Here is a 24,994-nt window from a genome sequence, read left to right as displayed (position 1 = left end):
GCGGCGGCGCCGGTTGGTCCAGAATGGGCGCTCGGGACGGCGTTCCGTCCCCCCGCCATCGAACTATCGCGAGGCAATCCCGTGCGAGGCCCTTTCGGATTCGACCTGCGCAGCATGGAGGTCTTTGTCGAGACGCTGGAGCGCGGCAGCCAGACCGCGGCGGCGCGGAGTCTCGGCCTCAAGCAGTCGTCGGTATCGCAGAGCCTGGCGACCCTCGAGGAGGCGCTGGGCGTGATCCTGCTCGACCGTCACGCCCGCCCGCTGGAGCCTACCGCCGCGGGGCGCTTCTTCTACGATCGTGCCAAGCGGCTGCTCGGCGAGGCGCGCACCACCCGGCGCGAGCTGCTGTCGGGGGCCTTCGGCCAGCTTCACCAGGTGCGCATGGCGCTGGTGGACTCCCTGGCCACCGCCGTCGGCCAGCCGCTGCTCGAGGTGATCCGCCGACATACCGCCGACTACACCCTGACGACCGGGCTGTCGCACATGCATGGCCATGCGCTGCTGACCCGGCATGTGGACATCATCATCTCCGACGACAGGCTGGAGAACTACGACGGCCTCGAGCGTCATGCCATCCTCGGCGAACCCTTCGTGCTGGTCCTGCCCGGCGACTGGCAGGGCCCGGTGGACAACCTGCGCTGGCTGGCCCGGCAGCTGGACTTCGTGCGCTACACCCCCCAGTCGCTGATCGGCCAGACCATCGAGCGCCACCTGCGACTCAGTCAGCTGGAACTGCCGGCGCGCCTGCACCTGGACAATACCTTCGCGCTGCTCAGCCTGGTCGATGGTGGCGTCGGCTGGACCATCACCACGCCGCTGTGTCTCCACCAGGCCGGGCTGGACCGCCTGCGGGTGCGGGTGGTGGCGCTGCCCACCGCACCGCTGGCGCGTCAGCTGACGCTGGTCGCGCGACGCGACGAGCTGGGCAGCCTGCCGGCCCAGCTGGCCCGCGACAGCCGGCGCCTGCTGGAGCATCACTTCCTCGCCGACCTGCATCGCCACCTGCCCTGGGTGGTGCCTCACCTCGCCCTTTGAGCCGACCCGCTGCACCAGCACGGGGCGGCCCCGGGCAGGCGGCGCTCTGAGAGGGCAGTATCGGTTTTTTCGATAGCCCGGCGATCAACCGAACCGATGCTGTTTGCCGCCCTCTTCGGGGGAGCGCCACACTGATCCCCGCTCTTGCCATTACCCGTCAATGACAAACACAAGGGGTGTTCGATGAGCTCTTCCCACCACACCACCTCGGTGGACTACGAATCGGTCGACAAGGCCTATCTCGACAAGCGCTCGCTGAAGAAGGGGGCGGCAGGCTGGATCCTGCTGGCCAGTCTCGGCGTCTCCTACGTGATTTCCGGTGATTACGCCGGCTGGAACTTCGGCCTCGCCGCCGGCGGCTTCGGCGGCATGCTGGTGGCCACGGTGCTGATGGCGATCATGTATACCGCCATGGTGCTGTCGATCGCCGAGCTGTCCTCGTCGCTGCCCACCGCCGGCGGTGGCTACAGCTTCGCCCGCCGGGCCATGGGCCCCTGGGGCGGGTACATCACCGGCACGGCGATCCTGCTGGAATACGCGATCGCGCCGGCGGCCATCGCCATCTTCATCGGCGGCTATGTCAACGAACTGGTCGGCCTCAACGGCCCGCTGGTCTATGCCGCCTTCTATGCCCTGTTCGTCGGCATCCACCTGTGGGGCGCCGGCGAGGCCCTGAAGATCATGATGGGCATCACGGCGCTGGCGGTGGTGGCCATCGTGGTCTTCGTGGTCGGCATGCTGCCGCACTTCAGTGTCGACAACCTCTTCGACATCGCGCCCAGTGCCGGCGTCGCCGGGGCCTCGTCCTTCCTGCCCCAGGGCTTCATGGGCATCTGGGGCGCGCTGCCCTTCGCCATCTGGCTGTTCCTGGCCGTGGAGGGCGTGCCCCTGGCCGCCGAGGAGGCCGGTGACCCGGGCCGCGACATGCCGCGCGGCATCATCACCGCGATGCTGGTGCTGCTGGTGTTCGCCGCCTGCGTGCTGCTGCTGGCGCCCGGTGGCGCCGGGGCGGCGGCCATGAGCGAGCATGCCGCGCCCCTGGTCGGCGCCCTCCAGGCGGTCTACGGCCCCGACTCCTGGGCGGCGGGCTTCGTCAACCTGATCGGCCTGGCCGGGCTGATCGCCTCCTTCTTCTCGATCATCTTCGGCTATTCCCGCCAGACCTTCGCGCTGTCCCGCGCCGGCTACCTGCCGCGCTGGCTGTCGGTCACCGGTGAGCGCAAGGTGCCCTACCTGGCGCTGATCGTGCCCGGTGTGATCGGCTTCCTGCTGTCGCTGACCGGCCAGGGGGACCTGATGATCACCATGGCGGTGTTCGGCGCCACCATCTCCTACGCCATGATGACCCTGTCGCACCTCATGCTGCGCCGCCGCGAGCCGGAGCTGGAGCGCCCCTATCGCACGCCGGGCGGCACCCTGACCTCGGGCGTGGCCTTCGTGCTGGCGATCGTCGCCTTTCTGTCGACCTTCGTGGTCAGCGTCGAGGCGGCGCTCTGGTCGGCGGTGTTCTACGCCATCATGCTGGCCTACTTCGGCCTCTACAGCCGCCACCATCTGGTGGCCCAGGCCCCGGAGGAGGAGTTCGAGGCCATCGCCCTGGCCGAGCGGGAGCTGTCCGACGATGCCGCCGCGGACGCTGTCTAACCCGTTGGCACGACGCCGGGCCCGTGACGCGGCCCGGCACCCCGATCAACAACAATCAGATGAATGAGGACTTTCCGATGAGCCGAATGCAGGCGAGAGATATCAAGACCGCGGAGGATGCCCGGCGCATCGTCGAGGAGCGTGGCCTGAGCCACGTCAAGGTGGGCATGTTCGACATCGACGGCGTGATGCTCGGCAAGTACATGCAGGCCAGGAAATTCTTCTCGGCGCTCGAGGATGGCTTCGCCTTCTGCGACGTGGTGCTGGGCTGGGACAGCAAGGACGAGCTCTACGACAACGTCCGCTTCACCGGCTGGCACACCGGCTATCCGGATGCGCCGCTGCGGGTGATCCCGGAGAGCTGCCGCGAGCTGCCCAGCGAGGGCGACGGCATGCTGCTGTTCCTGGCCGACTTCGACGGGCCCGCCGGGGAGATCTGCCCGCGGGGGCTGCTCAAGCGGGTACTCGAGCGGGGCCGCGAGATGGGCTTCGATGCCTGCGGGTCCCTGGAGTACGAGTTCTTTCTCTTCCAGGAGACGCCCGAGTCGGTGCGCGAGAAGGGCTTTCGCAATCTCAAGCCCCTGACACCGGACATGATGGGCTACTCGATGCTCAGGAGCTCGGTGCACAGCGAGCTCTACCATGAGCTGCTGGCGCTGTCCGAGGCCATGGACTTCCCCATCGAGGGGCTGCACACCGAGACCGGCCCCGGCGTGCTCGAGGCGGCCATCGCCGTGGACGACGCCATGGCGGCCGGCGACAAGGGGGCGCTGTTCAAGACCTTCACCAAGGTCTGGGCCCAGCGTCGCGGCCTGATGGCCACCTTCATGGCCAAGTGGTCGCCGGACTATCCCGGCCAGAGCGGGCACATCCACCTCTCGCTGCGCGAGCGCGACAGCGGGCGTTCGGCCTTCTTCGACGCCGACAAGCCTTACCGGATGAGCGACATCCAGCGCCACTTCGTGGCCGGCCAGCAGCAGCTGATGCCGGAGCTGCTGGCGATGTTCGCGCCGACGATCAACAGCTATACCCGATTGATCCCCGGCTTCTGGGCGCCCACCGACGCGACCTGGGGGGTCGAGAACCGCACCTGTGCGCTGCGCGTGATTCCCGGCTCGGACAAGTCGCAGCGCGTCGAGTACCGGCTGGGCAGCGCCGACGCCAACCCCTACCTGGCCCTGGCCGCGGCGATCGGCGCCGGCCTCTACGGCATCGAGCACCGCCTCGAGCCCGACGAGCCGGTCAAGGGCAGCGCCTACGAACTCGATCATCCCGACCACCAGGCGCTGCCGCGCACGCTGTGGGAGTCGGCGCAGCGGCTCAAGGCCTCGCGGCCGGCGCGCGAGCTGTTCGGCGACGCCTTCGTCGAGCACTTCGCCGCGACCCGCGAATGGGAGGAGCGGGAGTTTCGCAAGCATATTACCGATTGGGAATTGGATCGCTACTTCGAAATCATCTGAGTCAAGATTTCCTGCGCGACACTATTGATTGGGAGAACGCCAGATCATGGGCATACAACAGACGATTTCCCCGGTGGATGGCTCGGTCTATGTCGAGCGCGAGCTGGCCGAACCGGCCGACATCGAGCGGGCCCTGGAGCGGGCGGTCGCCGCCCAGCGGGCCTGGCGCGAGACGCCGCTCGGCGAACGGGCACGGCGGTGCTCGGCGATGGTCGACGACTTCGTCGCCCGCCGCGACGCGCTGGCCGAGGAACTGACCTGGCAGATGGGGCGGCCGATCGCCGCCGGGGGCGGCGAGATCGGCGGTTTCGAGGAGCGCGCCCGCGGCATGATCGCGCTGGCCGAGGAAGCGCTGGCGCCGATCCGGCTGGCCGACAAGCCGGGCTTCACCCGCTACATCGCCCGCGAGCCGCTCGGCGTGTCGCTGATCGTCGCGCCCTGGAACTTCCCGTTCATGACCGCGGTGAACGCCATCGTCCCGGCGATCATGGCCGGCAACACCGTGATCCTCAAGCACTCCGCGCAGACCCCGCTGTGCGCCGAGCGCCTCGCCCAGGCCTTCGAGGCCGCCGGCCTGCCCGAGGGGGTGTTCCAGTACCTGCACCTGTCCCACGACCATACCGAGGCGCTGATCCGCGACCCGCGCATCGACCATGTGTCGTTCACCGGCTCGGTGGGCGGCGGCGCGATGGTCGAACGCAATGCGGCGGGGCGCTTCATCGCCACCGGCCTGGAGCTGGGCGGCAAGGACCCCGCCTACATCCGCGCCGACGCCGACCTCGACGCCGCGGTGCCGGGGGTGATGGACGGGGCCTTCTTCAACTCGGGGCAGAGCTGCTGCGGCATCGAGCGGATCTACGTGCACCGCGAGATCTTCGATGCCTTCGTCGACCGCGCGGTGGCCTGGGTCCGGCAGCTGCGGCTCGGCGACCCCACCGACCCCGATACCACCCTGGGGCCGGTGGTCAGGCCGGCGGCGGCGGACTTCGTGCGGCACCAGGTGGAGGAGGCGGTGGCCGCCGGCGCCAAGGCGTGGATCGACCCCGGCGACTATCCGCTGTCGACGCCCGGCAGCGCATACCTGGCACCGCAGCTGCTCACCGGTGTCGACCACACGATGCGGGTGATGACCGAGGAGAGCTTCGGTCCGGTGGTCGGCATCATGCCGGTGGACTCCGACGACGAGGCGGTGCGGCTGATGAACGACAGCGACTTCGGGTTGACCGCGGCGGTGTTCACCCGCGACATCGCCGCCGGCGAGGCGCTCGCCCGGCGGCTCGAGGCGGGGACCGTGTTCACCAACCGCTGCGACTACCTGGACCCCGAGCTGGCCTGGACCGGCGTCAAGCAATCGGGCCGCGGCTGCTCGCTGTCGCGCCTCGGCTACGAGACGCTGACCCGACCCAAGTCCTTTCACCTGAAGCATGCTTGAAGCCGTAAGCCGTAAGCCGAACGGAGGTTTTACTTAAAGCTTACAGCTTCAGGCTTATGGCTCTAACGAAACGAGGTCCTTATGAACCAACACGATATTCGCCAGTTCACCACCGCCTGGAACTACCCGGCGCAGATCCTCACCGGCGCCGGGCGCATCGCCGAGCTGGCCGACGCCTGCCGCGCGCTGGGCATGCGGGCGCCGCTGCTGATCACCGACCCGGGGCTGGCGGGCCTGCCGATGGTCGAGACCGCGGTCGCGCGCTGTCGCGAGGCGGGCCTGAACTGCGCGGTGTTCAGCGCGATCAAGGGCAATCCCACCGGCGGCAATGTCGCCGACGGCGTCACCGCCTTCCGCGAGGGTGGCCACGATGGCGTGATCGCCTTCGGCGGCGGCTCCGGGCTCGATGCCGCCAAGGCGGTGGCGCTGATGGCCCGCCAGCGTGATGATCTGTCGCTGTGGAGTCTCGAGGACATCGGCGACAACTGGACGCGGGCCGACGGCGACGCCGTGGTGCCGGTGGTTGCGGTACCCACCACCGCCGGCACCGGCTCCGAGGTGGGCCGCGCCTCGGTGATCACCCACGAGGCGGAGCACGTCAAGCGGATCATCTTCCACCCGCGGATGGTGCCGGCCACGGTGATCCTCGACCCGGAGCTGACCGTCGGCCTGCCGCCGGCGATCACCGCGGCGACCGGCATGGATGCGCTGTCGCACTGCCTGGAGGCGTGGTGCGCGCCCAACTACCACCCCATGGCCGAGGGTATCGCCGTCGAGGGCATGCGCCGCATCCACGACTACCTGCCGCGGGCCCATGCCGACGGGCAGGACCTCGAGGCACGCCTCAACATGCTGGTCGCCTCGATGATGGGGGCCACCGCCTTCCAGCGTGGCCTGGGCGCGATGCATGCCCTGGCGCATCCGCTGGGCGCGCTGTATGACGCCCATCACGGCACGCTCAATGCGGTGCTGATGCCCTATGTGCTGCGTGCCAACGAGTGTGCGATCGGCGAGCCGATGGTGCGCCTGGGGCGCTATCTGGACCTGCGCCAGCCGGGCACCGCGGCGGTGATCGACTGGGTGCTGGGGCTGCGCGAGCAGCTGGGCATTCCGCACACCCTGGCCGAGCTGGGCATCGACGACGCCCGGGCCGAGCAGGTGGGGCGGATGGCCGTCGCCGACCCCTCCTCGGGCTCCAACCCCATCGCCTTCGATGCCGAACGCTACCGGGCGCTGTTCGTGACAGCCGTCGAGGGGCGGCTCTAGGCTCAAGGCTACCCCTGCTGCCTCCCGGATCGGGGGCAGCACACCTCATCGATGATCAAGGAGTCACCGTCCATGCGAATCGGTCTGCTGCAGTGTGATGACGTCGACGAGGCGCTGCAGCCTCGTCACGGCAACTACCCGGCGATGTTCGAACGGTTGTTTACCAGCGTCGATCCCACGGTCGAGTTTCGGGTCTGGCGCTGCCTCGACGGCGAGCTGCCCGATGATGTCGATGCCGTGGACGCCTGGATGACGACGGGTTCCAAGTACGGGGTCAATGACGGCGACGCCTGGATCGAGGACCTGTGCGGCTTCGTGCGTGAACTGTGGGTCGCCGGCAAGCCGCTGGCGGGGATCTGCTTCGGTCACCAGCTGATCGCTCGGGCGCTGGGTGGCGAGGTGGTCAAGAGCGAGCGTGGCTGGGGCGTGGGCATGTCGTTCAACCGCATGACTCGTCGCGCCGAGTGGATGGAGCCCTGGCAGGAGAGCCTCGATCTGGTGGTCAGCCATCAGGATCAGGTCGTGCGCATGCCGGAGGGTTCGACGCTGCTCGCCGAAAGCGACTTCTGCCCGATCTACCTCATGCAGGTTGGCGAACCCTTCCTCGGTGTGCAGGGCCACCCGGAATTCGCCAAGGCCTACTCGGCGGACCTGATGACGCGGCGTCGGGATGTGGTACCGGCCAATCGGGTGCGCGAAGGCCTGGCGTCGCTCAATGCGCCGGTGGATGACCAGGTGATGGCGCGCTGGATCCTCAATTTCCTGCGTCAGGCGAACGAGCGCCGCAGGACTTGAGCGCAGGGCTTGAGAGCAAGTGGGGGCGATGAAAGGAAAATGGCGGCGATACCCCGCAGGGTACCGCCGCCGAGGCGATGCATCAGATTTCTTGCAGATTCCATGCCAGTCCTGGCCGGGCGACCACAGCTCCGCCGCGGGCACCAGGCCGAACGGGTGCGTCGCTGTTCGGCTGGCCAGCGACAGCGTGGCGCGGTAGGGTCGCCATGACAGGCCGAAAACCGCGTCGGGGCGCGGCGGGAGAGTGTTCATGAAGATCGGGGAACTGGCGCGTCGTACCGGCTGCCAGGTGGAAACCATCCGCTACTACGAGCGCGAGGGGCTGCTGCCGGCCCCCGCCCGCAGCCGCGGCAACTATCGTCTCTACGGCGGCGCGCACGTGGAACGGCTGACGTTCATTCGCCATTGTCGTGCACTGGACATGACCCTCGGCGAGATTCGCACCCTGCTGATGCACCGCGATCATCCCGAGCGCGACTGCGCGGAGGTGGATGCCCTGATCGACGCGCATATCGGTCATGTCGAGAACCGGCTGGCCCAGCTCGAGAGCCTGCGCGGGGCGCTGCTGGAGCTGCGGGCGCGCTGCCGGGGCGACGGCGGGACCCAGGACTGCGGCATCCTGCGCGAGCTGGCGCAGCCCGCCGACGAGGAGGGCGGCGATGCACCGCCCTCGGCGGTGGAGCATATCGGCGGGACCCATTCTCACTGACCCGCCGGGCCTCGCCCGCTGCCGTCTGTCCTACAGCTCCTACAGCCAGTTCTTGTGCTTGAAGTACAGGTAGGGTGACACCCCGGCCACGACCATCAGTCCCAGGGCGAACGGGTAGCCGTAGGGCCAGGAGAGCTCGGGCATGTGAGTGAAGTTCATGCCGTAGATGCTGGCGACCAGCGTCGGCGGCAGGAAGACCACGGCGGCGATCGAGAAGATCTTGATGATCTGGTTCTGCTGGATGTTGATGAAACCCTGCGTCGAGTCCATCAGGAAGTTGATCTTGTCGAACAGGAAGGCGGTGTGGCTCATCAGCGTCTCGACGTCGCGCATCACTTCCCGGGCGGTTTCCTGCAGCTCGCCGTGGCCGCGCAGGTGGCGCATCAGGAAGGACACCGAACGCTGGGTGTCCATCAGGCACAGGCGGATCTTGCCGTTGCTGTCCTCGAGCTTGGCCAGCTGGTCGATGGCATCCTCGAGGTCCGAGTCCTCCTCCTCCAGCACCAGATAACTGACGTCCTCGAGCTTGCGATGGATGTCCTCCAGGGTGTCCGCGAGGTTTTCCACCTTCTGCTCGAAGATGGTCATCATCAGTGTCTGCGCCGAGTCGGCCTCGACCTGGCCGCTGCGCGCGCGCAGGCGCAGCAGGCGGAAGTCGGCGAGCTCGCAGTCGCGGAAGGTGATCAGCCGCTCCGGCTGGAGGATGAACGCCACCGTGGTGTTGCCGTGGCGGCCCTCGCTCTGCGACAGGAACAGCGAGTGGACGTGGATGCCGTCGGCGTCGACGAAGTAACGGGCCGAGGACTCGATCTCCTCGACGTCGTCGGTGGCGGGCAGCTCGTCGGCGAGGAAGGCGTTGAGCCGTTCGCGCTCGGTGTCATCGGGTTCGTGCGCGTCGATCCAGGTCGCCTGGGCCAGGCGCGTGGCAAGCGGCAGGGCGTCCTCGGAAACTTCCTTGATGGTCTGGCGCTGGAGTTGAAAGGTGCGAATCATCGACGGCCTTGAGTGCAGCGGGTAAGTGCGACCAGATTAGGGGGTCGGACGCATCAAGCCAACCGTTGCCGTGATTCGGCGGTAGAACGCCCCGGCATGACGCCGGGGCGGCGGGGTCACTGCTTGGTTTCGAAGTACTTCTTGTAGAGCTTGTCGTAGGTGCCGTTTTCCTTGAGCGTGTCGAGGGCGGCGTCGAATTTCTCGGCCAGCTCCTTGTCGCGCTTGCGGAAGGCGATGCCGAAGCCGTCGCCGAAGTACTTCTTGGGCTCGCTGATCATCTTGCCGACGATCTTGTAGTCGCCGTCGTTGCTGTCGAGCAGCGTGGACTTGCCCACCGGGAAGTCGAGGAAGACGATGTCCAGGCGACCCGCGTCCATGTCCAGCACCATGTCGTCGGCGGTGGAATAGCGGTTGATGTCGGCGACGTCACCGAACATGTCGGTGGCGTAGTTGTCCTGCAGGGTGCCGCGCTGCACGCCGATGGTCTTGCCCTCGAGGGTCTGCTTGGAGGGCACCGTGATCTGGCTGTCGGCCGGGGCGAACCAGGCGGACGGCGGCGTGAAGTACGGGTCCGAGAACAGCACCTGCTTGCGACGCTGATCGTTGATGGTCATCGAGGACATGATGGCATCGTACTTGCGGGCCAGCAGGCCCGGGATGATGCCGTCCCAGCCCTGGACGGTCCAGGTGCAGTCGATGCCGATCTCGTCGCACAGCGCGTTGCCCAGCTCGATGTCGAAGCCGGTCAGGTCGCCGTTGGGCAGGCGGTATTCCATCGGCTCGTAGGGCACGTCGACGCCGAAGCGCACGGTGTCGTAGTCGCGGGCCTGAGCGGTGCCGGCGAGCACGGCGGCACTCAACAGCGAGATGGTCAGCAGTTTTTTCATGAAACGAATCCCCAGTTTCTTGTATTGATCGACGGTGGTCGATGACCCGGACACGGTAGCGCACCCGGGCATCGGCCGGAAGTCGGAAAAGCGGCGTGGGCCGACAGTTTTCCAACGCTCGTTTGACGCCGGCTCAGGTCTGCGGCTTGAGGTGGGCCAGCAGTCGTTTCTCCAGGTAGCGGAACAGGTAGAGGATGCCGAAGGTCAGGCACAGGTAGATCGCCGCGACGAACAGGAAGGCATCGAAGGGCGCGTAGAAACGCGCATAGACGAAGCGGGCCGCGCCGGTGAGGTCCATGATCGTCACCACGCTGGCGATCGCGCTGGCGTGCAGCATGAAGATCACCTCGTTGCCGTAGGCCGGCAGCGCGCGACGGAAGGCGCTGGGCAGCACGATCCGCCGCAGCATCTTGGCCTGAGACATGCCGTAGGCCCGGGCCGCCTCGATCTCGCCCCTGGGCGTGGCCTTGATCGCGCCGCGGAAGATCTCGGTGGTGTAGGCGGCGGTATTCAGCGTGAAGGCGATCAGCGCCGGGTAGAAGGGCTTCTCGAGAATCAGCCACAGCCAGGTGTCCTGAATGCCGTCCACGAACACCACGCCGTAGTAGATGATGTACAGCTGGATCAGCAGCGGCGTGCCGCGGAACACGTAGGTGTAGAGAAAGATCGGCCACTTCACCCACGGGCGGGAGGAGCTGCGGCCGATGGCCAGCGGCACGGCGAGCATCAGCCCGATCAGCAGCGACAGCAGCACCAGTTGCGCGGTGTTGGCCAGGCCGTGCGCGTAGTAGCCGATGGTCTGCGCGGTGAAGATCTCGTTGTCGGCCAGCAGCTGGGTGAACCAGGTGTTGAGCTGTTCCATGTTCACGACTCCCCGAAGCCGACGTTGTAGCGTTTCTGCAGTCGCGCGAAGCCCCACTCCGAGACACTGGCGATCAGCAGGTAGATCACCGCCACCGGAATCAGGAAGGTGAAGGGCTCATGGGTGGCCTTGGTGGCCTCCTCGGCGACGCGGACCATGTCGGTCAGGCCGATCACCGAGACCAGGGCGGTGGTCTTGAGCAGCACCATCCAGTTGTTGGACAGCCCCGGCAGGGCGTGGCGCATCATCTGCGGGAAGCGGATGCGCCGGAACATCAGCGACTCGGACATGCCGTAGGCCCGGGCCGCCTCGATCTGGCCGCTGTCCACGGCCAGGAAGGCACCGCGGAAGGTCTCGCCCATGTAGGCGCCGAAGATCAGGCCGATGGTCACCACGCCGGCGACGAACTCGTTGATGTTGATGAAGATGTCGATGTCGAACTGGTAGTAGAGCCAGTCGGTGATCATGTTGACGCCGATCTGGCCGCCGAAGAACAGCAGCATCATCAGCACCAGGTCCGGTACCCCGCGGATCAGCGTGGTGTAGAGCGTACCCAGTCGATGCGCAATCCAGCTGCGCGACATCTTGGCGGTGGCCGTGAGCAGGCCCAGGATGATGGAGAGCAGCAGCGACAGAAGGCCCAGCTCGATGGTCACCCAGGCACCCTGAAGCAGGCGGGGGCCGTAACCCTGCAGGTCGATCATGTAGTTTCCTCCTGCCGGCTCAGAACTTGGGAGCCAGGAACTGCTTGAGCCGTTCCGAGCGTGGGTTGCCGAGCACCTGGTCGGGCGGGCCGGCTTCCTCGACCTGCCCCTGGTGGAGGTAGATCACCTGGCTCGAGACGTCGCGGGCGAAGGCCATCTCGTGGGTCACCACGATCATCGTGCGCCCCTCGTCGGCCAGGTCGCGCATGACCTTGAGCACGTCGCCGACCAGCTCCGGGTCGAGTGCCGAGGTGGGCTCGTCGAACAGCATCACCTCCGGCTCCATGGCCAGGGCCCGGGCGATGGCGCCGCGCTGCTGCTGGCCGCCGGAAAGCTGGGCCGGATAGTAGTCGGCGCGCTCGGCCAGCCCGACCCGATCGAGCAGGGCGCGGGCATGGTCGACGGCTTCCTTCTTCGGCTTGCCGAGCACGTGGACCGGCGCCTCGATGACGTTCTCGAGCAGTGTCATGTGCGCCCAGAGATTGAAGCTCTGGAAGACCATCGACAGCTTGGCGCGGATCCGCTCGACCTGCTTCCAGTCGGCCGGTTCGCGGCCACGGCGGGTCTGCTTGAAGCGGATCGACTCGCCGTGGACGATCAGGTCGCCTTCATCGGGCAGCTCGAGCAGGTTCATGCAGCGCAGGAAGGTACTCTTGCCGGACCCGGATGCGCCGATCAGGGAAATCACGTCGCCCTGGCGGGCTTCGAGGGACAGGCCCTTGAGGACCTCGTTGTCGCCGAAGCGCTTCTTGAGGTTGCGCACTTCGAGAGGGAGGGGTGTTTCGGCCATGGTCGGGCTCCAGTGACGGGTCTCGCCGCGCGGGGCGGCATGCGAACGTGGTTGGCGTGCTGGCGCGAAAAAAGCAGCGATTTTAACAGGCGCCGAGGCACGAACGAGAACCCTTTTTATCCCGGAGTGTTCGACTTTGGTCGACAGATGAAAGGCAGTGCATCGAAAGAAACCTCTGACTTGTTGTTGTCGCGTGTCATATCTTTTGGCTCACCGGGCGCCGGCTGGCGAAATCGCGGGTCATGCTTCCGGCGGCGGGGCCGAGCGTACCAGCAGCGCGGCGCGGGCGCCGAGCTCGACATCGGCGTTGGGAAACACCACCGCCAGGGGCGAGTCCTCGACCACGCAGTCGCCGGCCGCGGCGTCCTCGGCGAGTTTCGTGCCCACCGCGAACTCGGTGAAATTGGGCGTGTCGTCGGGAAAGCACAGCCGGAAATCCTCGCTCTCGCGCATCAGCTCGCGGGCGACGCGGAAGAAGGCGAGGCGCTGTGGCGGCACGCCGGGGGGCTCGCGGCCCTCGACGAGCGCCTCGAGCAGGGCCTGCATGGGGCGCAGGAGGCTCAGGTCGTTGGCACCGAAGGGCTGGGCCTTGCCGAGCTCCAGGGTGAACGCCTGGGCGCCATGATAGTGCCGGGAATAGTGCGAGAAGGTCCAGCTGTGCCGATGCTGGTGCAGCACCGCCTGGATGCCCGCCGCGGCCAGCCAGTGCCATTGATCGGCATCGGTCGTGGCCGACTCGTCGAACGGCTCGACGGCGAAGCGCGGATAGCGGCTGTCGCGGATCGCGGTGTGCAGGTCGTAATGCAGGGGCGGCCGGTCATGACGGGCGAAGAAGGCGTCGACCGCCGCCATCAGCGTGGCGGCGCGGCGGCCCTCGTCATGCTCGGGCAGGGGCGCGTCGCGCCGGAACAGCCGGTTGAGGTTGGTGTGGCGGAAGCGGAGTCCGGCGCGGATCGCCGGCAGGTTGCCGAGCAGGATCAGGGTCGGTGCCCCCAGGCGCAGCAGGCCGCTCTCGAGCCGGGCCAGCAGCTCGCCGATCAGCTCGATGGGGGCGGTCTCGTTGCCGTGAATGCCGGCGGAGAGCACCACGCTGCGGGCGCCTGTCTGGCAGGCGGCGGGCCGCAGCTCGAGGATGCCCGGGCCGTGCATCACGTAGTGGCCGAAGGGCAGACGACCCTCCCGCTCGCCGGGCACGTCGCCGTCGAGGGTCAGGCTCAGCCAGTCACCCAGCATGGTGCTCGCCCCGGGTGCGGATGTCGGTGGACTCGAAGATCTTGTCGGCGCTGGCGGCGACGAAGCCCTGGTAGAGCTTGCCGTCGGCGTCGTGGTAGCGCCTGGCGAACTCGTAGTAGCAGGTGGGGATCTCCTCCACCTGGCCGCCGGCGAAGGTGAACGCGGCGCGGTCGGCCAGCGTCGAGCCCTGCTCCAGCAGCACCTCGGGCGAGCCCTTCACGCGCCCACCGGACTCGTTGATGCCCAGCCCCAGCGACTCGACCTTGGCGAGCACCTTCTCAACGCTGTCGAAGGTCCGGAAGTGATTGATGCTGATGGTGAAGTGATTGGCGCGCAGGCCGATGATCGACAGCCAGGCGGCGTATTCGCTCTCCGCCATCAGGGTCTGGTACTCCTCGAAGCTGGGCGCCTCCCACAGGCGACCGGCCCACAGCACTTCGGGGGTGGCGACCCGGGCGGGGTCGATCTGCGCGACCAGGCCGTCGATGATCCGCTGCGCGGTGGTCGAGAGTTCGTCGCACTTGAGCTCGGAGAGGAACACCCGCGGCTGGTTCTCGTCCGGGGGCAGGTAGCCGTAGGCGCGCAGCTTCTTGGCCGGGAAGTCGTAGGGCTCGAGGCGGGTGTAGCCCAGCGCGAGCAGGTGGGGTTCCAGGTCGGCCAGGGTGATCGGCCCGCGATCGAAGGTACGGAAGGCGACGTGGTCGTTGACGATGGTCTCGCCCGCGTCGATGAAGGCGTCGTGGATGCGCTGCGCCTGCGGGGTCATGGCGGTGTAGTCGTCCCACAGCCGGGCGAAGAAGGAATCGAGGGTCATCATGAAGGCGCCTGCCTGTTGTTGTGATCGGTACGGGGTTGCCACGACGCGTGCCGGTCGGCCCTGTTGCCGGCCGGCACGCTGAAGATACCTTCCCGAGCCGGCCCGCGACCGGCAAGAGCGCACGTCGAGCTGATGAAAAACGCCGGTGCGAGGATGAAAACCGTCCCACGGGCGTGATCGATGTCATCGAATGACGGCGTCGAAAACCTTGGCCGTGGTCGATGGCCCGGCCATCTACACTGGGTGAGGCCCGTTTCGGCAATCACAGACCTGAGGAGGATGCTCATGAGTACGGCAACACCGACCCGAGTCCTGGTGCTCTACTACTCCATGTATGGCCACATCGCCACTCTGGCCCGGGCCGTCGCCGAGGGGGCCGGCGAGGTGGCGGGCAGCGAGGTGACCGTCATGCGGGTGCCGGAAACCATGGACCCCCAGGCCTTCGCCCAGGCCGGCGGCAAGGAGGACGACACGCCGGTGGCGAGCCCGTCCGACCTTGCCGACTACGATGCCGTGCTGTTCGGCACGCCGACCCGCTTCGGCAACATGGCCGGCCAGATGCGCACCTTCCTCGACCAGACCGGTGGCCTGTGGGCCAAGGGGGCGCTGCGCGGCAAGGCGGCCAGCGTGTTCACCTCGACCGGGACCGGCGGCGGCAACGAGACGACCATCCTCACCGCCTGGACCACCCTGGCCCACCACGGCATGGTGATCGTGCCGATCGGCTATGGCCTGGAGGCCCAGTTCGACATCTCCGAGGTCAAGGGCGGTTCGCCCTACGGCGCGGCGACCATCGCCGGTGGCGACGGCTCGCGTCAGCCCAGCGACACCGAGCTGGCCCTGGCGCGCTTCCAGGGCGAGCACGTGGCCCGAATCGCCGCCAGGCTGGCCGGTTGACCTGCCCTGTGGTGTGACGTCCCGCCCCGCCCTCGGGGCGGGGTGCTCACGCCTCGCCCGTCGATGACGGCCGGTCCTGCCCCGGCTGGGCGACCCTGACCAGGTCATCGACCGGGAAGCCCAGTTCGCCGGCGCGCCCGACCAGGGCCCGGTAGGTCGTCTCGTCGAGCTGCGGCTGCCGGGCCAGGATCCACAGGTAGTCCCGGTCGGGGCCGGCGACGAGCGCATGACGGTAGTCGTCGTCGAGTTCGAGCACGTTGTAGCCGCCGTAGAAGGGACCGAAGAAGCTTACCTTGAGACGCCCGACGTTGGCCTGGTCGATGAAGTAGGCCCGGCCCTCGGCCTCGTCCCACTTGCCGCTCAGCCGGTCGTAGCCGCGGTTGATCACGCGGATCCCCCCATCCTCGCGACGCTCGTAGGTCGCCGTGACATAGTCCAGCCCCTCCTCGAAGCGGTGGGGCAGGCGGGCGATCTCGTACCACTGGCCGAGGTAGGTCGTGAGTTCGAAGTCGCGCACCGGCTCGGTGCCGTCGGGAAGGCCGGTACAGCCGGCCAGCAGCGAGAACGGGGCCAGCCAGGTCAGGCGCGGGAACTGGGGAAGTCGAGTCGACATTGGGCATCGTCCTGATCGGTGCAAGGGGCGCTCGTCCCCTGATGTGACGCTGCCGCGAGCAAAAAGTTGCGGGGCGAGCCGCCGAGGCGGCTCGCGGAACCGGTGGGTCGCTGGAGTAGCGGACGTGTCAGTCGCGCTGCTAGGGAAACACTGCATAAATGGCTGCGCGGGCAAATCACGTCGTTGTGCTTTACGCCGCTCGCCGATTTATTCAGCGCTTCCCTTGGTCATGGCCTCGTGGTAGATCTCGGCCAGCCGGCGTTTCTGGTCGTCGGGCAGGGCGCGCCCCGCCAGCTGGAAGACTTCCTGTTCCTCCTCGTCGAGGTGGTGGATGACCTGCTCCTGGAGCCTGCGGGCGTGGGCGAGCCAGCCCGGCGAGCTGTAGCTGGTCTCTTCCAGCGTCTCGAGCAGCTCGTCGATCGCGTGATGTTCGGCCACGCTGTGGCGCGCCTTCTCCTGGGTCAGGTCGTGCTCCATCATCGGAATGTAGAGGGCGCGCTCCTCGGCGGCGGCATGCTGCTGCAGCGCGGCCTTGAGCCGGTGGAACAGCTCGTCGCGGCCGTCGCTGGCGCCCTCGGTCTTGATCAGAAGGTCGAGCAGGGTGCGCTGGGTCCGGTGGTCCTCGCGCAGGGCGTCGAACAGGGTCACGGTAGTCTCCTTGTGAAAGCATGTCCTTGTGCGGCGCCTCGGCAGCGCCGCCCCTGAAGCGTAGCGGGTTGCGCGGCCGACGTCGTGCCGGCCGCGCAGGGGCATCATCCTAGCCGGCCGCCACGTGCTCGGCGATCGCCCGGCCGAGGTCCCCGGTGGTGCCACGGCCCTGCAGGTCCGGTGTGAGGATCGTCTCGTCGCCGCGGGCGAGCACCGCCTCGATGGCGTCGACGATCGCCTTGCCGGCGTCCTCGTGGCCCAGGTGATCGAGCATCATCGCCCCGCTCCAGATCTGGCCGATGGGGTTGGCGATGCCCTTGCCGGCGATGTCCGGGGCGCTGCCGTGAACCGGCTCGAACAGGCTCGGGAAGCGCCCCTCCGGGTTGATGTTGGCCGAGGGCGCCACCCCGATGGTGCCGGTGCAGGCCGGACCCAGGTCGGAGAGGATATCGCCGAACAGGTTGCTGCCGACGACCACGTCGAACCAGTCGGGATGGAGCACGAAGTTGGCGGTCAGGATGTCGATGTGGAACTTGTCCACGGTGACGTCGGGATAGCCTTCGGCCATGGCCTGCACGCGCTCGTCCCAGTAGGGCATGGTGATCGAGATGCCGTTGGACTTGGTGGCCGAGGTCAGCTTGCGGCGCGGACGCTTCGCGGCCAGCTCGAAGGCGTACTTGAGCACCCGGTCGACGCCGGTGCGGGTCATCACGGTCTCCTGGACGACCACCTCGCGGTCGGTGCCCTCGAACATCTTGCCGCCGATGCTCGAGTACTCGCCTTCGGTGTTCTCGCGGACCACGTAGAAGTCGATGTCGCCCGGTGCACGGCCGGCGAGCGGGCTCCGGATGCCGGGCATCGAGCGGCAGGGGCGCAGGTTTATGTACTGGTCGAAGACCCGGCGGAACTGCAGCAGCGATCCCCACAGCGAGATGTGATCGGGCACCTTCTCGGGCCAGCCGACCGCGCCGTAGAACAGCGCGTCGAAGGGCTCGAGGGTCTCGCGCCAGTCTTCTGGCAGCATCCGGCCGTGCTCGAGGTAGTAGTCGCAGCTGGCGAAGTCGAAGTGGGTGAAGTCCAGGGCGATGCCGAAGCGTTCGGCGGTGGCCTCGAGGACACGAATGCCCTCGGGCATGACTTCGGTGCCGATGCCGTCGCCGGCCATGACGGCGATCTTGTGACTCATGCGATGCTCCTCTTGACGGGGACTGGTGATAGGGGCGTGCTGGCAGTGTAGCGTTTCGCGCTCGCCGGATAATCAGGGTATCGTGCAAGGCATTCTTGCGCCGTGGTGGAGAATCGTGCCGTGGACACCCTCAACGATCTGGCGTTCTTCCAGCGCCTGGCCCAATGCGGCAGCCTCACCGCGACCGCCCGGGAGCTGGGCCTGTCACTGTCGGCGGTCAGCCGGCGGCTGATGCAGCTCGAGGCGCGCCTCGGCGTGCCGCTGGCTCACCGCACCACCCGGCGGCTGACCCTGACGGCCGAGGGTGAGTTGTACTGCCGGCGCGGGGCGGCGATCCTCGAGGAATGGCAGGCGCTGGAGAGCGATCTGCACGATCGCCGCAGCGCCCTGACCGGGCGGCTGCGGATCAACGCCACCTTCGGCTTCGGCCGTCGCCACATCGCGCCGCTGGTGTCGCGCTTCACCGCCGAGCATCCGCGCCTCGAGATGCTGCTCGAGCTGACCAACTTCCCGCTCAACCTGGCCGATCACGGCTTCGATGTGGGGATTCGCGTGGGCCGGCCGCCGGACTCGCGACTGGTGGCGCGTCGGGTGCTGGCCAACCGGCGCATCCTCTGCGCCTCGCCGGCGTACATCGCGAGCATGCCGCCGCTGCGCACCCCGCAGGACCTGGCCGGCCACGCCTGCCTGGTGATCCGCGAGAACGACAGCGACTATGCCCTGTGGCGCTTCGATCGCGACGGCGAGACGCTGGCGGTGAAGGTGGGCGGTCGGCTGGCCAGCAACGACGGCGAGGTCATCACCCGGCTGGCGCTGGACGGGCACGGCATCATGCTGCGCTCCTGGTGGGACATCCACCCGGCGCTGGAAGCCGGCCGGCTGCAGGCACTGCTGCCCGAGTGGCAGGGTGTCGATGCCGATTTCTACGCCGTCTACGAATCACGGCGTCATCTCCCCGCGCGGCTGCACGCCTTTATCGCCTACCTTGAAGACACGCTGCCGGGACGCGTGCCGCCCCCGCCGTGAGGGCGAACGGGCACATGCGCCGCCGCTTCCTGCTATCATGGCGCCCCCTGCGGGTGGGTACCCAGTTGCCAAGGGAGTCGATGGCTTGAATATCCTCATGTTTACCAATACCTACCGACCCATCGTCGGGGGTGTCAGCGAGTCCGTCCAGCGCCTCAAGGGGCGGCTGCAGGCCGAGGGGCATCGCGTGTTGGTGGTGGCCCCCAAGCTGGAAGGGCAGCCGAAGCATGAGCCCGACGTCATCCGGGTCGCGGCCGTGCAGCACTTCAACGGCAGCGACTTCTCCCTGCCGGTGCCCATCCCCGGCCAGCTCTACGAGGCGATCGAGGCCTTCGAGCCGGACATCGTCCACTCTCACCATCCCTTCCTGCTCGGCGATACGGCCGCGCGTTCCGCCGAGACCTACGGCCTGCCGCTGGTCTTCACCCACCACACCCTCTACGAGCACTACACCCACTATGTACCCGGCGATTCGCCGCGCATGCAGCGCTTCGCCGTGGCGCTGGCCACCGAGTACACGCATTTGTGCGACGCGGTGATCGCACCCAGCGAGAGCATTCGTGACATGCTGCTGCTGCGCGGTGCCAACCGGGCGGTGAGCGTGGTGCCCAGCGGCGTGGACACCCAGCGCTTCGCCCGCGGCGACGGGGCGGCGCTGCGCCGCCGGCACGGCATCGCCGAGGCGGCCTATGTGGTCGGCCACGTGGGGCGGCTGGCCCACGAGAAGAACCTGCCGTTCCTGGCCCGCTCGGTGACGCGCTGGCTGGCGAGCCGGCCCGGGGCCCACTTCCTGGTGGTCGGCGATGGCGACGCGCGGGTGGTCATGCACGACATCGCGGTGCAGGCCGGCGTGGCGGATCGCGTGCACTTCACCGGCAAGCTGCACGACCAGACGCTGATCGACGCCTACCACGCCATGGACGTCTTCACCTTCGCCTCGCACAGCGAGACCCAGGGGATGGTGCTGGTCGAGGCGATGGCGGCGGGGCTGCCGGTGGTGGCGGTCAACGCCACCGGCGTACGCGAGGTGGTCAGACCCGGCGAGAACGGCCTGCTGCTGGCCGGCGACGACCCGGCCGCTTTTGCCGCCGCGCTGGTCCGGCTCGACGACGCCGAACGCCGTGCGACCCTGCGTGCCGGTGCCCTGGAAACGGCCGAACGCTTCGACGAGGGGTGCTGTGCCGAGCGCTGTCTGGCGCTGTATCGCAAGGTCATCGCCGCTGGCGGGCCGGTCAGCCACGCCGACGACGGGGCCTGGGAACGCGTGCGCGGTCGGCTGGAAGCGGAGTGGCAGCTGCTGCGCCATCGCGGGCGGGTGCTGCGCTCGGTGCTGCAGGACGAACCCATGTTCGGCCTGCCGCTGGTCAAGCCGGGCGAGTCCGAAGCCTCGCAGAAGTGACCCGGCGCGGGCGGGTCAGGAGCGCCGGCGGCGCTGGCGACGATCCGCGTAGCGCTTGAGGCCGACCAGCACCACGATGGCGGCCGTGATTCCCACCAGTGACCACAGCAGCTCGCCCTTGTTGCTGGCGGTCATCAGCTGCCCCAGCTGGCTGCCCAGCAGTGCCACGCCCGCCAGTCCGGGCACGATGCCCAGCAAGGATCCCAGCATGTAGTCGCGAAAGCGCAGATGGAAGGCGCCGGCCATCATGTTGGTCAGCGTGAAGGGGGCCAGCGGCAGCAGGTTGACCAGCGTCATGGTGCGCACGCCGCGACCGGCGAGATGCTTGGCCAGGCCGTTGAGCCGCTTGCCGCCGTGGCGCAGCAGCGCGTCGCGGCCCAGGCGCCGTCCCACCCAGTAGGTCACCGCCGAGGCCAGCAGGGTCCCCGCCAGCGAGTAGCCGAAGCCCCATACCGGCCCGAACATCAGCCCGGTGACGGCGACCAGCACGCTGAGCGGGAACATCAGCAGCGAGGCGCCGATGTAGACGCCGATCACGATCGGCGCCGCCCAGGGAGAATCGCGCCAGCCGAAGGCGTGGCGGGCCATGGACAGCAGCCGCTCCGGGGCGAGGGCATCCTGCATGGCCAGCCATTGCCAGAGCAGGCCGAGCCCGGCCAGAACGGTCAGCAGGACGATGACGAGTCCGAGGGATCGGCTCATGGAGCGACGTCCGTGGTGGTGGATTCGCGGGCTAGGATACTGGCATCGGCCGCGCCGGCCAACGCCCGGGCGCCACAAAAAGCCCCGGTCGCGGAGGACGGCCGGGGCTTTGATGGAGGAGGACGTTACAGCGAGAGGGCCTGCTTCACGGCCGGCCAGGCGGGCTGGCCGTCGGCGGTGGCGACGCCGTCGAGCATGGCCTTGACGCGTTCGGGGTGCTCGTCGATCCACTGGCCGGCGACGTCGTCGGCGCTCTTCTCCTCGAGGCCGAAGCCGCGAATCATCCAGCTCTGTTCCTCGGCGCTGAAGGTGAACTGGTTGAAGAAGGTCTTCAGGTTGGGGTGGCTCTCGGCGAAGCCGCTGCGCATCAGGGTCAGCACCTGGCTCTTGCCGTTGTCGGGGCCGAACAGGTCCTTGCTGTCGGCCAGGTAGCGCATCGGCAGCTCGAGGTTCATCCAGTGCGGTGTCCAGCCCACCCAGACGATCGGCTCGTGGTTCTGGATGGCGTCCCTGGCGGCGCTGAGCATGCCCACGGTGCTGGTGTCGACGACCTGCCAGTCGCCCAGCCCCCAGGTGTCGTTGTCGATGGCCTTGTGCAGGATCTCGCTGGCCGCCGAGCCGGCGCCGAAGCCGTAGATCTTGCCCTCGAACTCGCCGCGATGGGCGTCGAGATCGGCGAAGCTCTGGATGCCGTCCGCGTAGACATAATCGGGCACCGCAAGCGTCATCTGGGCGCCGTCGACGTTGTTGGCCAGACGCACGATGTCGCCGCTTTCCTCGCGCGGCTTCAGCATGTCCTGCTGGGCCGGCAGCCAGCCGCCGAGGAAAACGTCGAGGTCGCCGGTGCTCATGGCCTGGTAGATGACCTGCAGGCCCAGTTCCTGGCTTTGCGTGGAATAGCCCAGCGGCGCCAGCAGCTGTTCGGCGATCCGGGTCTTGACGGTGATGCCCGGCCAGGCGGGAACACCGAAGTCGAGGGTGGCGTCATCGGCCTGAGCGGCCAGGTTGATGCTCAGGGCCAGCGGCAGGGCGGCCAGCAGCGTGCGATGGATCATGCGATCTCCTTGTCGTCAGGGTGTCCGGGGCGTCATGACGATGACCGCCATGACGCGGATACGGCTGTTCAGCGGCTCAGGACCCGCAGCCGCGACTCGAGCAGGTCCAGGTCCAGGTAGGTACCCTGCAGGTGCCGCTGGCCGGTGCTCGGGTCGAAGGCCTTGCGGCCGTGCAGGACCCGGCGGTTGTCGAAGGCCACCATCTCGCCCGGCTGCAGGGCGAACTCGAGCTGGTGGCGGGGGTCGTGCAGCCGCTGCCAGAAGCGGCGGTAGGCGCCGTACCAGGCATCGATGCGTTCCAGCGGCAGGCGCAGGGTGTCGCGGATCCAGTTGTTGAAGCGGATCTCCAGCGGGCGGCCCGCGGCGTCGAGCTGGATGACCGGCGCCCGGATGGCGATGTCGTGCTCCTCGTCCTGGAAGCGGAAGTCGATCGGCGTCTCGGCGAGCAGGCGGAAGGCCTCGGGGTCGCTCTCGCGCAGCGCCTCGGCCACCGCAAAGCCGTCGGCGAAGGTGGATTCGCCGCCCTCGGCCTCGTTCTGCAGGCAGTAGAGCAGCTGAATGTCCGGCGGCTGACGCCAGTTGGGCAGATCGGTGTGCAGGGCCAGCCCGATCGCCGTGTAGGCGGCGTTGTTGGGGTTGGGCTTGGAGCGCACGTCGAAGCGGGCGCCGAAGTTGGTGGCGCGCAGCGGGCCGATGCGCCCGGCCAGGCGGCTGACCTCCTCGTCGGCGATCGGGCCGTCGTCGAGCAGCACCAGGCCATCACGCAGCAGGGCCTCGAGCCAGGCACGCTCGCCGTGGGTCTGCAGGAAGTCGCGGTGGGCGATGCGCGCCGGCCGGAAACCGGCGGCCCAGGGGCGGCGGGCCGGCAGCGGATCGGCGGGCGCATCGTTGGCGTTTTCCAGGCGCCGCTGGAACAGCCAGACCGGGTCGAAGCGGCTCTCGTGGCCATCGTTCCAGACGAGTTGCAGCACACCGTCGTCCACCGTGACCGTCGGCGCCTCGTCGATGTCGCTTAGCGGCACGAACAGACGTTCGCGGGTCAGCGGGTGGCGGCAGGCACTGCAGGCGCAGTGGTCGCGCAGCCACAGCAGGGGAAAGTGGCCGCGGGAGCCGTCCGCCCAGTCCACGGTGACGCGAGCGCCGGTCGCCACGGCATCGACGATGGCCGGGCCGTCGACGTGGGGGGCGAGCTCGCCCATGGCCTGTCGGGCGTGTGGCGACGAAAGGGTGGCGCTCATCATGACCTCCTGTGAAGCGATCGGTAGCGAGTGAGGTGAGCAGGGTGCCCGCTGGCCGCAGCGGCGACAAACGATTAATCTGGGGGCAATGCCCAAGCTCTGCTAATACCTGGCTTTTTCATGACCACCCTGCCTCCGCTTCTCTGGCTGCAGGCCTTCGAGGCCGCCGCCCGTACCCTGAGCTTCACCCAAGCCGGCCAGGCGCTGGGCGTGACCCAGTCGGCGGTCAGCCAGCGCATCCGTCTGCTCGAGGATCGCCTGGGCCAGAAGCTGTTCGTCCGCCATCCCCGCAGCCTGACCCTGACCCCGGCCGGGCAGGCCTGGCTGCCCAGTGTCCAGGAGGCCTTCTCGCGGTTGAGCGAGGGCACGGCGGAGGTCTTCGGGCCGCGCAGCGAGGCGCCGGTGACGCTGCGCGCCACGCCGGTCATGCAGCAGACCTGGCTGGCGCCGCGGTTGCTGGCCTTTCATCGGGCGCACCCGGAGGTGGTGGTGCGGCTGGTGAGCGCAATCTGGCCCGAGGACTTCGGCCCCGAGGGCGCCGACATCGAGATCCGCTACGGGCGCGGCGACTGGGACGCGGTCACGGCGGTGTCGCTGGGCGGCGAGCACATGCTGCCGGCCTGCGCCCCGAGTGTCGCCGAACGGCTGGCCGAGCCGGCGGACCTGGCCGGGGAGACGCTGCTCCACGCCGTGGGCTTTGCGGTGGGCTGGCCGGCCTGGCTGGAGCGTGCCGGCATGCCGGACCTGGATCGTCGCTGTGGATCGCTGCTGTGCGACAGTCAGGTGATGACGCTGTCGCTGGCGGCCCGCGGCGGCGGCGTGGCGTTGACCCATCGCAGCCTGCTGGAGGCCCGGGACGATCTGGTGGCGCCATTCGCGCTCGACGTGCCCAGCGATGAAGGATTCTGGCTGGTCCGGCCGGCCCGGCGCATCGTGCGCCCCGAGGCGCTGCTGCTGTGGGAATGGCTGGTCGCCGATGGGAGTCCCGGCGATGAGGCGCTACGCTGAGAGCAGAGCCTTGCTGGCAAGCCGGGAGGTGCGGTGATGACGACGAGGAAGACAATCCAGCGTAGCGCGCCGCTGCTGGCGGCGCTGCTGTGGCTGGCGAGCCCGGCGCAGGCCGCCGATGGTGGAGGTTACCTGCTGGGGGACGGCAACGGGGGCTGGACGGTGCATCGCTTCGATGAACGTCAGGACCGGAGCCGTGAGGAGTGGCGTTCCCGGGACGGGCGGCGCTATCTCCAGCAGCGCGATCCGCAGGATCGGCAGCGAGACGACTGGCGGGATCGACAGCGAGGCTACGAGCGTGACCGGACGCCGTACCGTCGTCACGAGGGCGAGTGGCGTGACCGGTGGCGGCGTCACGACGACCGACGCGATCGCCATGACGAGCGCCGGCGGCGCGATCGCGCGGTCATCCTGCGTCCGGAGGTCGACATCCGCCTCGACGGACGCTCGGACCCGCCGCCCCGGCGCCGGGCGGGCGGGCCCGATGCCTGTCATCAGGCGCGCAGTGATACCTGGTCGACCGGGCCGGTCGATTGCCCCGACCCGAGGCCGCCGGAACGCCGGCAGCGCTGGTCGAGTTCGCCTTGACGGTGCG

Annotated in this window: 25 protein-coding genes; 12 read left to right on the top strand and 13 right to left on the bottom strand. The window is 68.3% G+C overall.

The features are described from left to right. Positions 1 to 81 precede the first annotated feature (81 nt). The 7 genes from G7A98_RS01305 (at position 82) to cadR (ending at position 8,341) form a co-directional block, all read left to right on the top strand. Positions 82 to 1,035: a LysR family transcriptional regulator gene (locus G7A98_RS01305; RefSeq protein WP_205596184.1), complete on the top strand. Its 954-nt coding sequence runs from the start codon at positions 82 to 84 to the stop codon at positions 1,033 to 1,035. Positions 1,036 to 1,218: 183 nt separating this feature from the next. Further along, positions 1,219 to 2,679 (top strand): ethanolamine permease, encoded by a 1,461-nt coding sequence (gene eat, locus G7A98_RS01300; protein ID WP_163647673.1) that lies wholly within the window; start codon positions 1,219 to 1,221, stop codon positions 2,677 to 2,679. 77 nt (positions 2,680 to 2,756) lie between these two features. Continuing rightward, a complete protein-coding gene (locus tag G7A98_RS01295; RefSeq protein WP_163647672.1) occupies positions 2,757 to 4,139 on the top strand; it encodes a glutamine synthetase in 1,383 nt (460 codons plus the stop codon). Between the two features lie 46 nt (positions 4,140 to 4,185). Then, positions 4,186 to 5,571 (top strand): aldehyde dehydrogenase family protein, encoded by a 1,386-nt coding sequence (locus tag G7A98_RS01290; protein ID WP_163647671.1) that lies wholly within the window; start codon positions 4,186 to 4,188, stop codon positions 5,569 to 5,571. An 81-nt stretch (positions 5,572 to 5,652) separates the two neighbouring features. After that, a complete protein-coding gene (locus G7A98_RS01285; protein ID WP_163647670.1) occupies positions 5,653 to 6,837 on the top strand; it encodes an iron-containing alcohol dehydrogenase in 1,185 nt (394 codons plus the stop codon). A 72-nt stretch (positions 6,838 to 6,909) separates the two neighbouring features. Next, positions 6,910 to 7,632, top strand: coding sequence for a GMP synthase (locus G7A98_RS01280; protein ID WP_163647669.1), 723 nt, complete (start codon positions 6,910 to 6,912; stop codon positions 7,630 to 7,632). A 250-nt stretch (positions 7,633 to 7,882) separates the two neighbouring features. Next, positions 7,883 to 8,341 carry a Cd(II)/Pb(II)-responsive transcriptional regulator gene (gene cadR / locus G7A98_RS01275; RefSeq protein ID WP_163647668.1) on the top strand — a complete coding sequence of 153 codons (459 nt, stop codon included), beginning with the start codon at positions 7,883 to 7,885 and terminating at the stop codon, positions 8,339 to 8,341. Between the two features lie 39 nt (positions 8,342 to 8,380). On the opposite strand, the gene corA is transcribed toward cadR, so the two are convergent. From corA to G7A98_RS01240, 7 genes are all read right to left on the bottom strand, one after another. After that, positions 8,381 to 9,334 carry a magnesium/cobalt transporter CorA gene (gene corA / locus G7A98_RS01270; protein ID WP_163647667.1) on the bottom strand — a complete coding sequence of 318 codons (954 nt, stop codon included), beginning with the start codon at positions 9,332 to 9,334 and terminating at the stop codon, positions 8,381 to 8,383. 116 nt (positions 9,335 to 9,450) lie between these two features. Further along, positions 9,451 to 10,221: a transporter substrate-binding domain-containing protein gene (locus G7A98_RS01265; RefSeq protein ID WP_163647666.1), complete on the bottom strand. Its 771-nt coding sequence runs from the start codon at positions 10,219 to 10,221 to the stop codon at positions 9,451 to 9,453. Positions 10,222 to 10,354: 133 nt separating this feature from the next. Then, positions 10,355 to 11,083, bottom strand: coding sequence for an ABC transporter permease (locus G7A98_RS01260; protein ID WP_163647665.1), 729 nt, complete (start codon positions 11,081 to 11,083; stop codon positions 10,355 to 10,357). Positions 11,084 to 11,085: 2 nt separating this feature from the next. Further along, complete coding sequence (locus G7A98_RS01255; RefSeq protein WP_163647664.1) at positions 11,086 to 11,787, bottom strand: ABC transporter permease; 702 nt, start codon at positions 11,785 to 11,787, stop codon at positions 11,086 to 11,088. A 19-nt stretch (positions 11,788 to 11,806) separates the two neighbouring features. Continuing rightward, the gene (locus tag G7A98_RS01250; RefSeq protein WP_163647663.1) at positions 11,807 to 12,577 is read right to left on the bottom strand and encodes an ATP-binding cassette domain-containing protein; all 771 of its coding nucleotides are present in this window, start codon (positions 12,575 to 12,577) and stop codon (positions 11,807 to 11,809) included. Positions 12,578 to 12,817: 240 nt separating this feature from the next. After that, positions 12,818 to 13,810: a succinylglutamate desuccinylase gene (locus tag G7A98_RS01245; protein WP_163647662.1), complete on the bottom strand. Its 993-nt coding sequence runs from the start codon at positions 13,808 to 13,810 to the stop codon at positions 12,818 to 12,820. Beyond that, positions 13,800 to 14,627, bottom strand: a complete 828-nt coding sequence (locus G7A98_RS01240) for a DUF1338 domain-containing protein (RefSeq protein ID WP_224415426.1) — start codon at positions 14,625 to 14,627, stop codon at positions 13,800 to 13,802. The genes G7A98_RS01245 and G7A98_RS01240 overlap by 11 nt, the downstream gene beginning before the upstream one ends. Before the next feature lie 285 nt (positions 14,628 to 14,912). Between G7A98_RS01240 and wrbA the strand changes: the two genes are divergently transcribed. Then, complete coding sequence (gene wrbA / locus G7A98_RS01235) at positions 14,913 to 15,524, top strand: NAD(P)H:quinone oxidoreductase (RefSeq protein WP_163647661.1); 612 nt, start codon at positions 14,913 to 14,915, stop codon at positions 15,522 to 15,524. Positions 15,525 to 15,570: 46 nt separating this feature from the next. Here wrbA and G7A98_RS01230 read toward each other — a convergent pair whose 3' ends face one another. From G7A98_RS01230 to G7A98_RS01220, 3 genes are all read right to left on the bottom strand, one after another. Further along, complete coding sequence (locus G7A98_RS01230; RefSeq protein WP_163647660.1) at positions 15,571 to 16,137, bottom strand: lipocalin family protein; 567 nt, start codon at positions 16,135 to 16,137, stop codon at positions 15,571 to 15,573. Between the two features lie 207 nt (positions 16,138 to 16,344). Continuing rightward, the gene (locus G7A98_RS01225; RefSeq protein WP_163647659.1) at positions 16,345 to 16,785 is read right to left on the bottom strand and encodes a hemerythrin domain-containing protein; all 441 of its coding nucleotides are present in this window, start codon (positions 16,783 to 16,785) and stop codon (positions 16,345 to 16,347) included. 109 nt (positions 16,786 to 16,894) lie between these two features. Further along, the gene (locus G7A98_RS01220; RefSeq protein WP_163647658.1) at positions 16,895 to 17,971 is read right to left on the bottom strand and encodes a tartrate dehydrogenase; all 1,077 of its coding nucleotides are present in this window, start codon (positions 17,969 to 17,971) and stop codon (positions 16,895 to 16,897) included. Between the two features lie 120 nt (positions 17,972 to 18,091). On the opposite strand from G7A98_RS01220, the gene G7A98_RS01215 reads away from it, so the two are divergent. Together G7A98_RS01215 and G7A98_RS01210 are read left to right on the top strand one after the other, a co-directional pair. Continuing rightward, complete coding sequence (locus tag G7A98_RS01215) at positions 18,092 to 18,997, top strand: LysR family transcriptional regulator (protein WP_163647657.1); 906 nt, start codon at positions 18,092 to 18,094, stop codon at positions 18,995 to 18,997. 85 nt (positions 18,998 to 19,082) lie between these two features. Then, positions 19,083 to 20,396, top strand: coding sequence for a glycosyltransferase (locus G7A98_RS01210; RefSeq protein WP_224415424.1), 1,314 nt, complete (start codon positions 19,083 to 19,085; stop codon positions 20,394 to 20,396). A 15-nt stretch (positions 20,397 to 20,411) separates the two neighbouring features. Here G7A98_RS01210 and G7A98_RS01205 read toward each other — a convergent pair whose 3' ends face one another. The 3 genes from G7A98_RS01205 to G7A98_RS01195 all read right to left on the bottom strand — a co-directional run bounded on the left by G7A98_RS01205 (position 20,412) and on the right by G7A98_RS01195 (position 23,394). After that, a complete protein-coding gene (locus G7A98_RS01205) occupies positions 20,412 to 21,098 on the bottom strand; it encodes a TVP38/TMEM64 family protein (RefSeq protein WP_163647656.1) in 687 nt (228 codons plus the stop codon). 125 nt (positions 21,099 to 21,223) lie between these two features. Then, a complete protein-coding gene (locus tag G7A98_RS01200) occupies positions 21,224 to 22,153 on the bottom strand; it encodes an ABC transporter substrate-binding protein (protein ID WP_163647655.1) in 930 nt (309 codons plus the stop codon). Between the two features lie 68 nt (positions 22,154 to 22,221). Next, on the bottom strand, positions 22,222 to 23,394 hold the full coding sequence (locus G7A98_RS01195) for a TauD/TfdA family dioxygenase (protein ID WP_163647654.1): 1,173 nt from the start codon (positions 23,392 to 23,394) through the stop codon (positions 22,222 to 22,224). Positions 23,395 to 23,511: 117 nt separating this feature from the next. Here G7A98_RS01195 and G7A98_RS01190 point away from each other — a divergent pair, with 117 nt between their 5' ends. Together G7A98_RS01190 and G7A98_RS01185 are read left to right on the top strand one after the other, a co-directional pair. Continuing rightward, a complete protein-coding gene (locus G7A98_RS01190) occupies positions 23,512 to 24,399 on the top strand; it encodes a LysR family transcriptional regulator (protein WP_163647653.1) in 888 nt (295 codons plus the stop codon). Positions 24,400 to 24,435: 36 nt separating this feature from the next. Beyond that, a complete protein-coding gene (locus G7A98_RS01185; protein WP_163647652.1) occupies positions 24,436 to 24,987 on the top strand; it encodes a hypothetical protein in 552 nt (183 codons plus the stop codon). Positions 24,988 to 24,994 lie beyond the last annotated feature (7 nt).

Source organism: Modicisalibacter sp. 'Wilcox' (assembly GCF_010993675.1).
In the GTDB taxonomy this organism is placed as follows: domain Bacteria; phylum Pseudomonadota; class Gammaproteobacteria; order Pseudomonadales; family Halomonadaceae; genus Modicisalibacter; species Modicisalibacter tunisiensis.
The sequence above is the reverse complement of the archived record's forward strand: the minus strand, read 5'-3'. Positions and strand labels throughout refer to the sequence as shown.

Coding starts and splice junctions, on each gene's coding strand:
- eat (WP_163647673.1), top strand. CDS start 1,219: ATGAGCTCTTCCCACCACACCACCTCGGTGGACTACGAATCGGTCGAC.
- G7A98_RS01295 (WP_163647672.1), top strand. CDS start 2,757: ATGAGCCGAATGCAGGCGAGAGATATCAAGACCGCGGAGGATGCCCGG.
- G7A98_RS01290 (WP_163647671.1), top strand. CDS start 4,186: ATGGGCATACAACAGACGATTTCCCCGGTGGATGGCTCGGTCTATGTC.
- G7A98_RS01285 (WP_163647670.1), top strand. CDS start 5,653: ATGAACCAACACGATATTCGCCAGTTCACCACCGCCTGGAACTACCCG.
- G7A98_RS01280 (WP_163647669.1), top strand. CDS start 6,910: ATGCGAATCGGTCTGCTGCAGTGTGATGACGTCGACGAGGCGCTGCAG.
- cadR (WP_163647668.1), top strand. CDS start 7,883: ATGAAGATCGGGGAACTGGCGCGTCGTACCGGCTGCCAGGTGGAAACC.
- corA (WP_163647667.1), bottom strand. CDS start 9,334: ATGATTCGCACCTTTCAACTCCAGCGCCAGACCATCAAGGAAGTTTCC.
- G7A98_RS01265 (WP_163647666.1), bottom strand. CDS start 10,221: ATGAAAAAACTGCTGACCATCTCGCTGTTGAGTGCCGCCGTGCTCGCC.
- G7A98_RS01260 (WP_163647665.1), bottom strand. CDS start 11,083: ATGGAACAGCTCAACACCTGGTTCACCCAGCTGCTGGCCGACAACGAG.
- G7A98_RS01255 (WP_163647664.1), bottom strand. CDS start 11,787: ATGATCGACCTGCAGGGTTACGGCCCCCGCCTGCTTCAGGGTGCCTGG.
- G7A98_RS01250 (WP_163647663.1), bottom strand. CDS start 12,577: ATGGCCGAAACACCCCTCCCTCTCGAAGTGCGCAACCTCAAGAAGCGC.
- G7A98_RS01245 (WP_163647662.1), bottom strand. CDS start 13,810: ATGCTGGGTGACTGGCTGAGCCTGACCCTCGACGGCGACGTGCCCGGC.
- G7A98_RS01240 (WP_224415426.1), bottom strand. CDS start 14,627: ATGATGACCCTCGATTCCTTCTTCGCCCGGCTGTGGGACGACTACACC.
- wrbA (WP_163647661.1), top strand. CDS start 14,913: ATGAGTACGGCAACACCGACCCGAGTCCTGGTGCTCTACTACTCCATG.
- G7A98_RS01230 (WP_163647660.1), bottom strand. CDS start 16,137: ATGTCGACTCGACTTCCCCAGTTCCCGCGCCTGACCTGGCTGGCCCCG.
- G7A98_RS01220 (WP_163647658.1), bottom strand. CDS start 17,971: ATGAGTCACAAGATCGCCGTCATGGCCGGCGACGGCATCGGCACCGAA.
- G7A98_RS01205 (WP_163647656.1), bottom strand. CDS start 21,098: ATGAGCCGATCCCTCGGACTCGTCATCGTCCTGCTGACCGTTCTGGCC.
- G7A98_RS01200 (WP_163647655.1), bottom strand. CDS start 22,153: ATGATCCATCGCACGCTGCTGGCCGCCCTGCCGCTGGCCCTGAGCATC.
- G7A98_RS01195 (WP_163647654.1), bottom strand. CDS start 23,394: ATGATGAGCGCCACCCTTTCGTCGCCACACGCCCGACAGGCCATGGGC.
- G7A98_RS01190 (WP_163647653.1), top strand. CDS start 23,512: ATGACCACCCTGCCTCCGCTTCTCTGGCTGCAGGCCTTCGAGGCCGCC.
- G7A98_RS01185 (WP_163647652.1), top strand. CDS start 24,436: ATGACGACGAGGAAGACAATCCAGCGTAGCGCGCCGCTGCTGGCGGCG.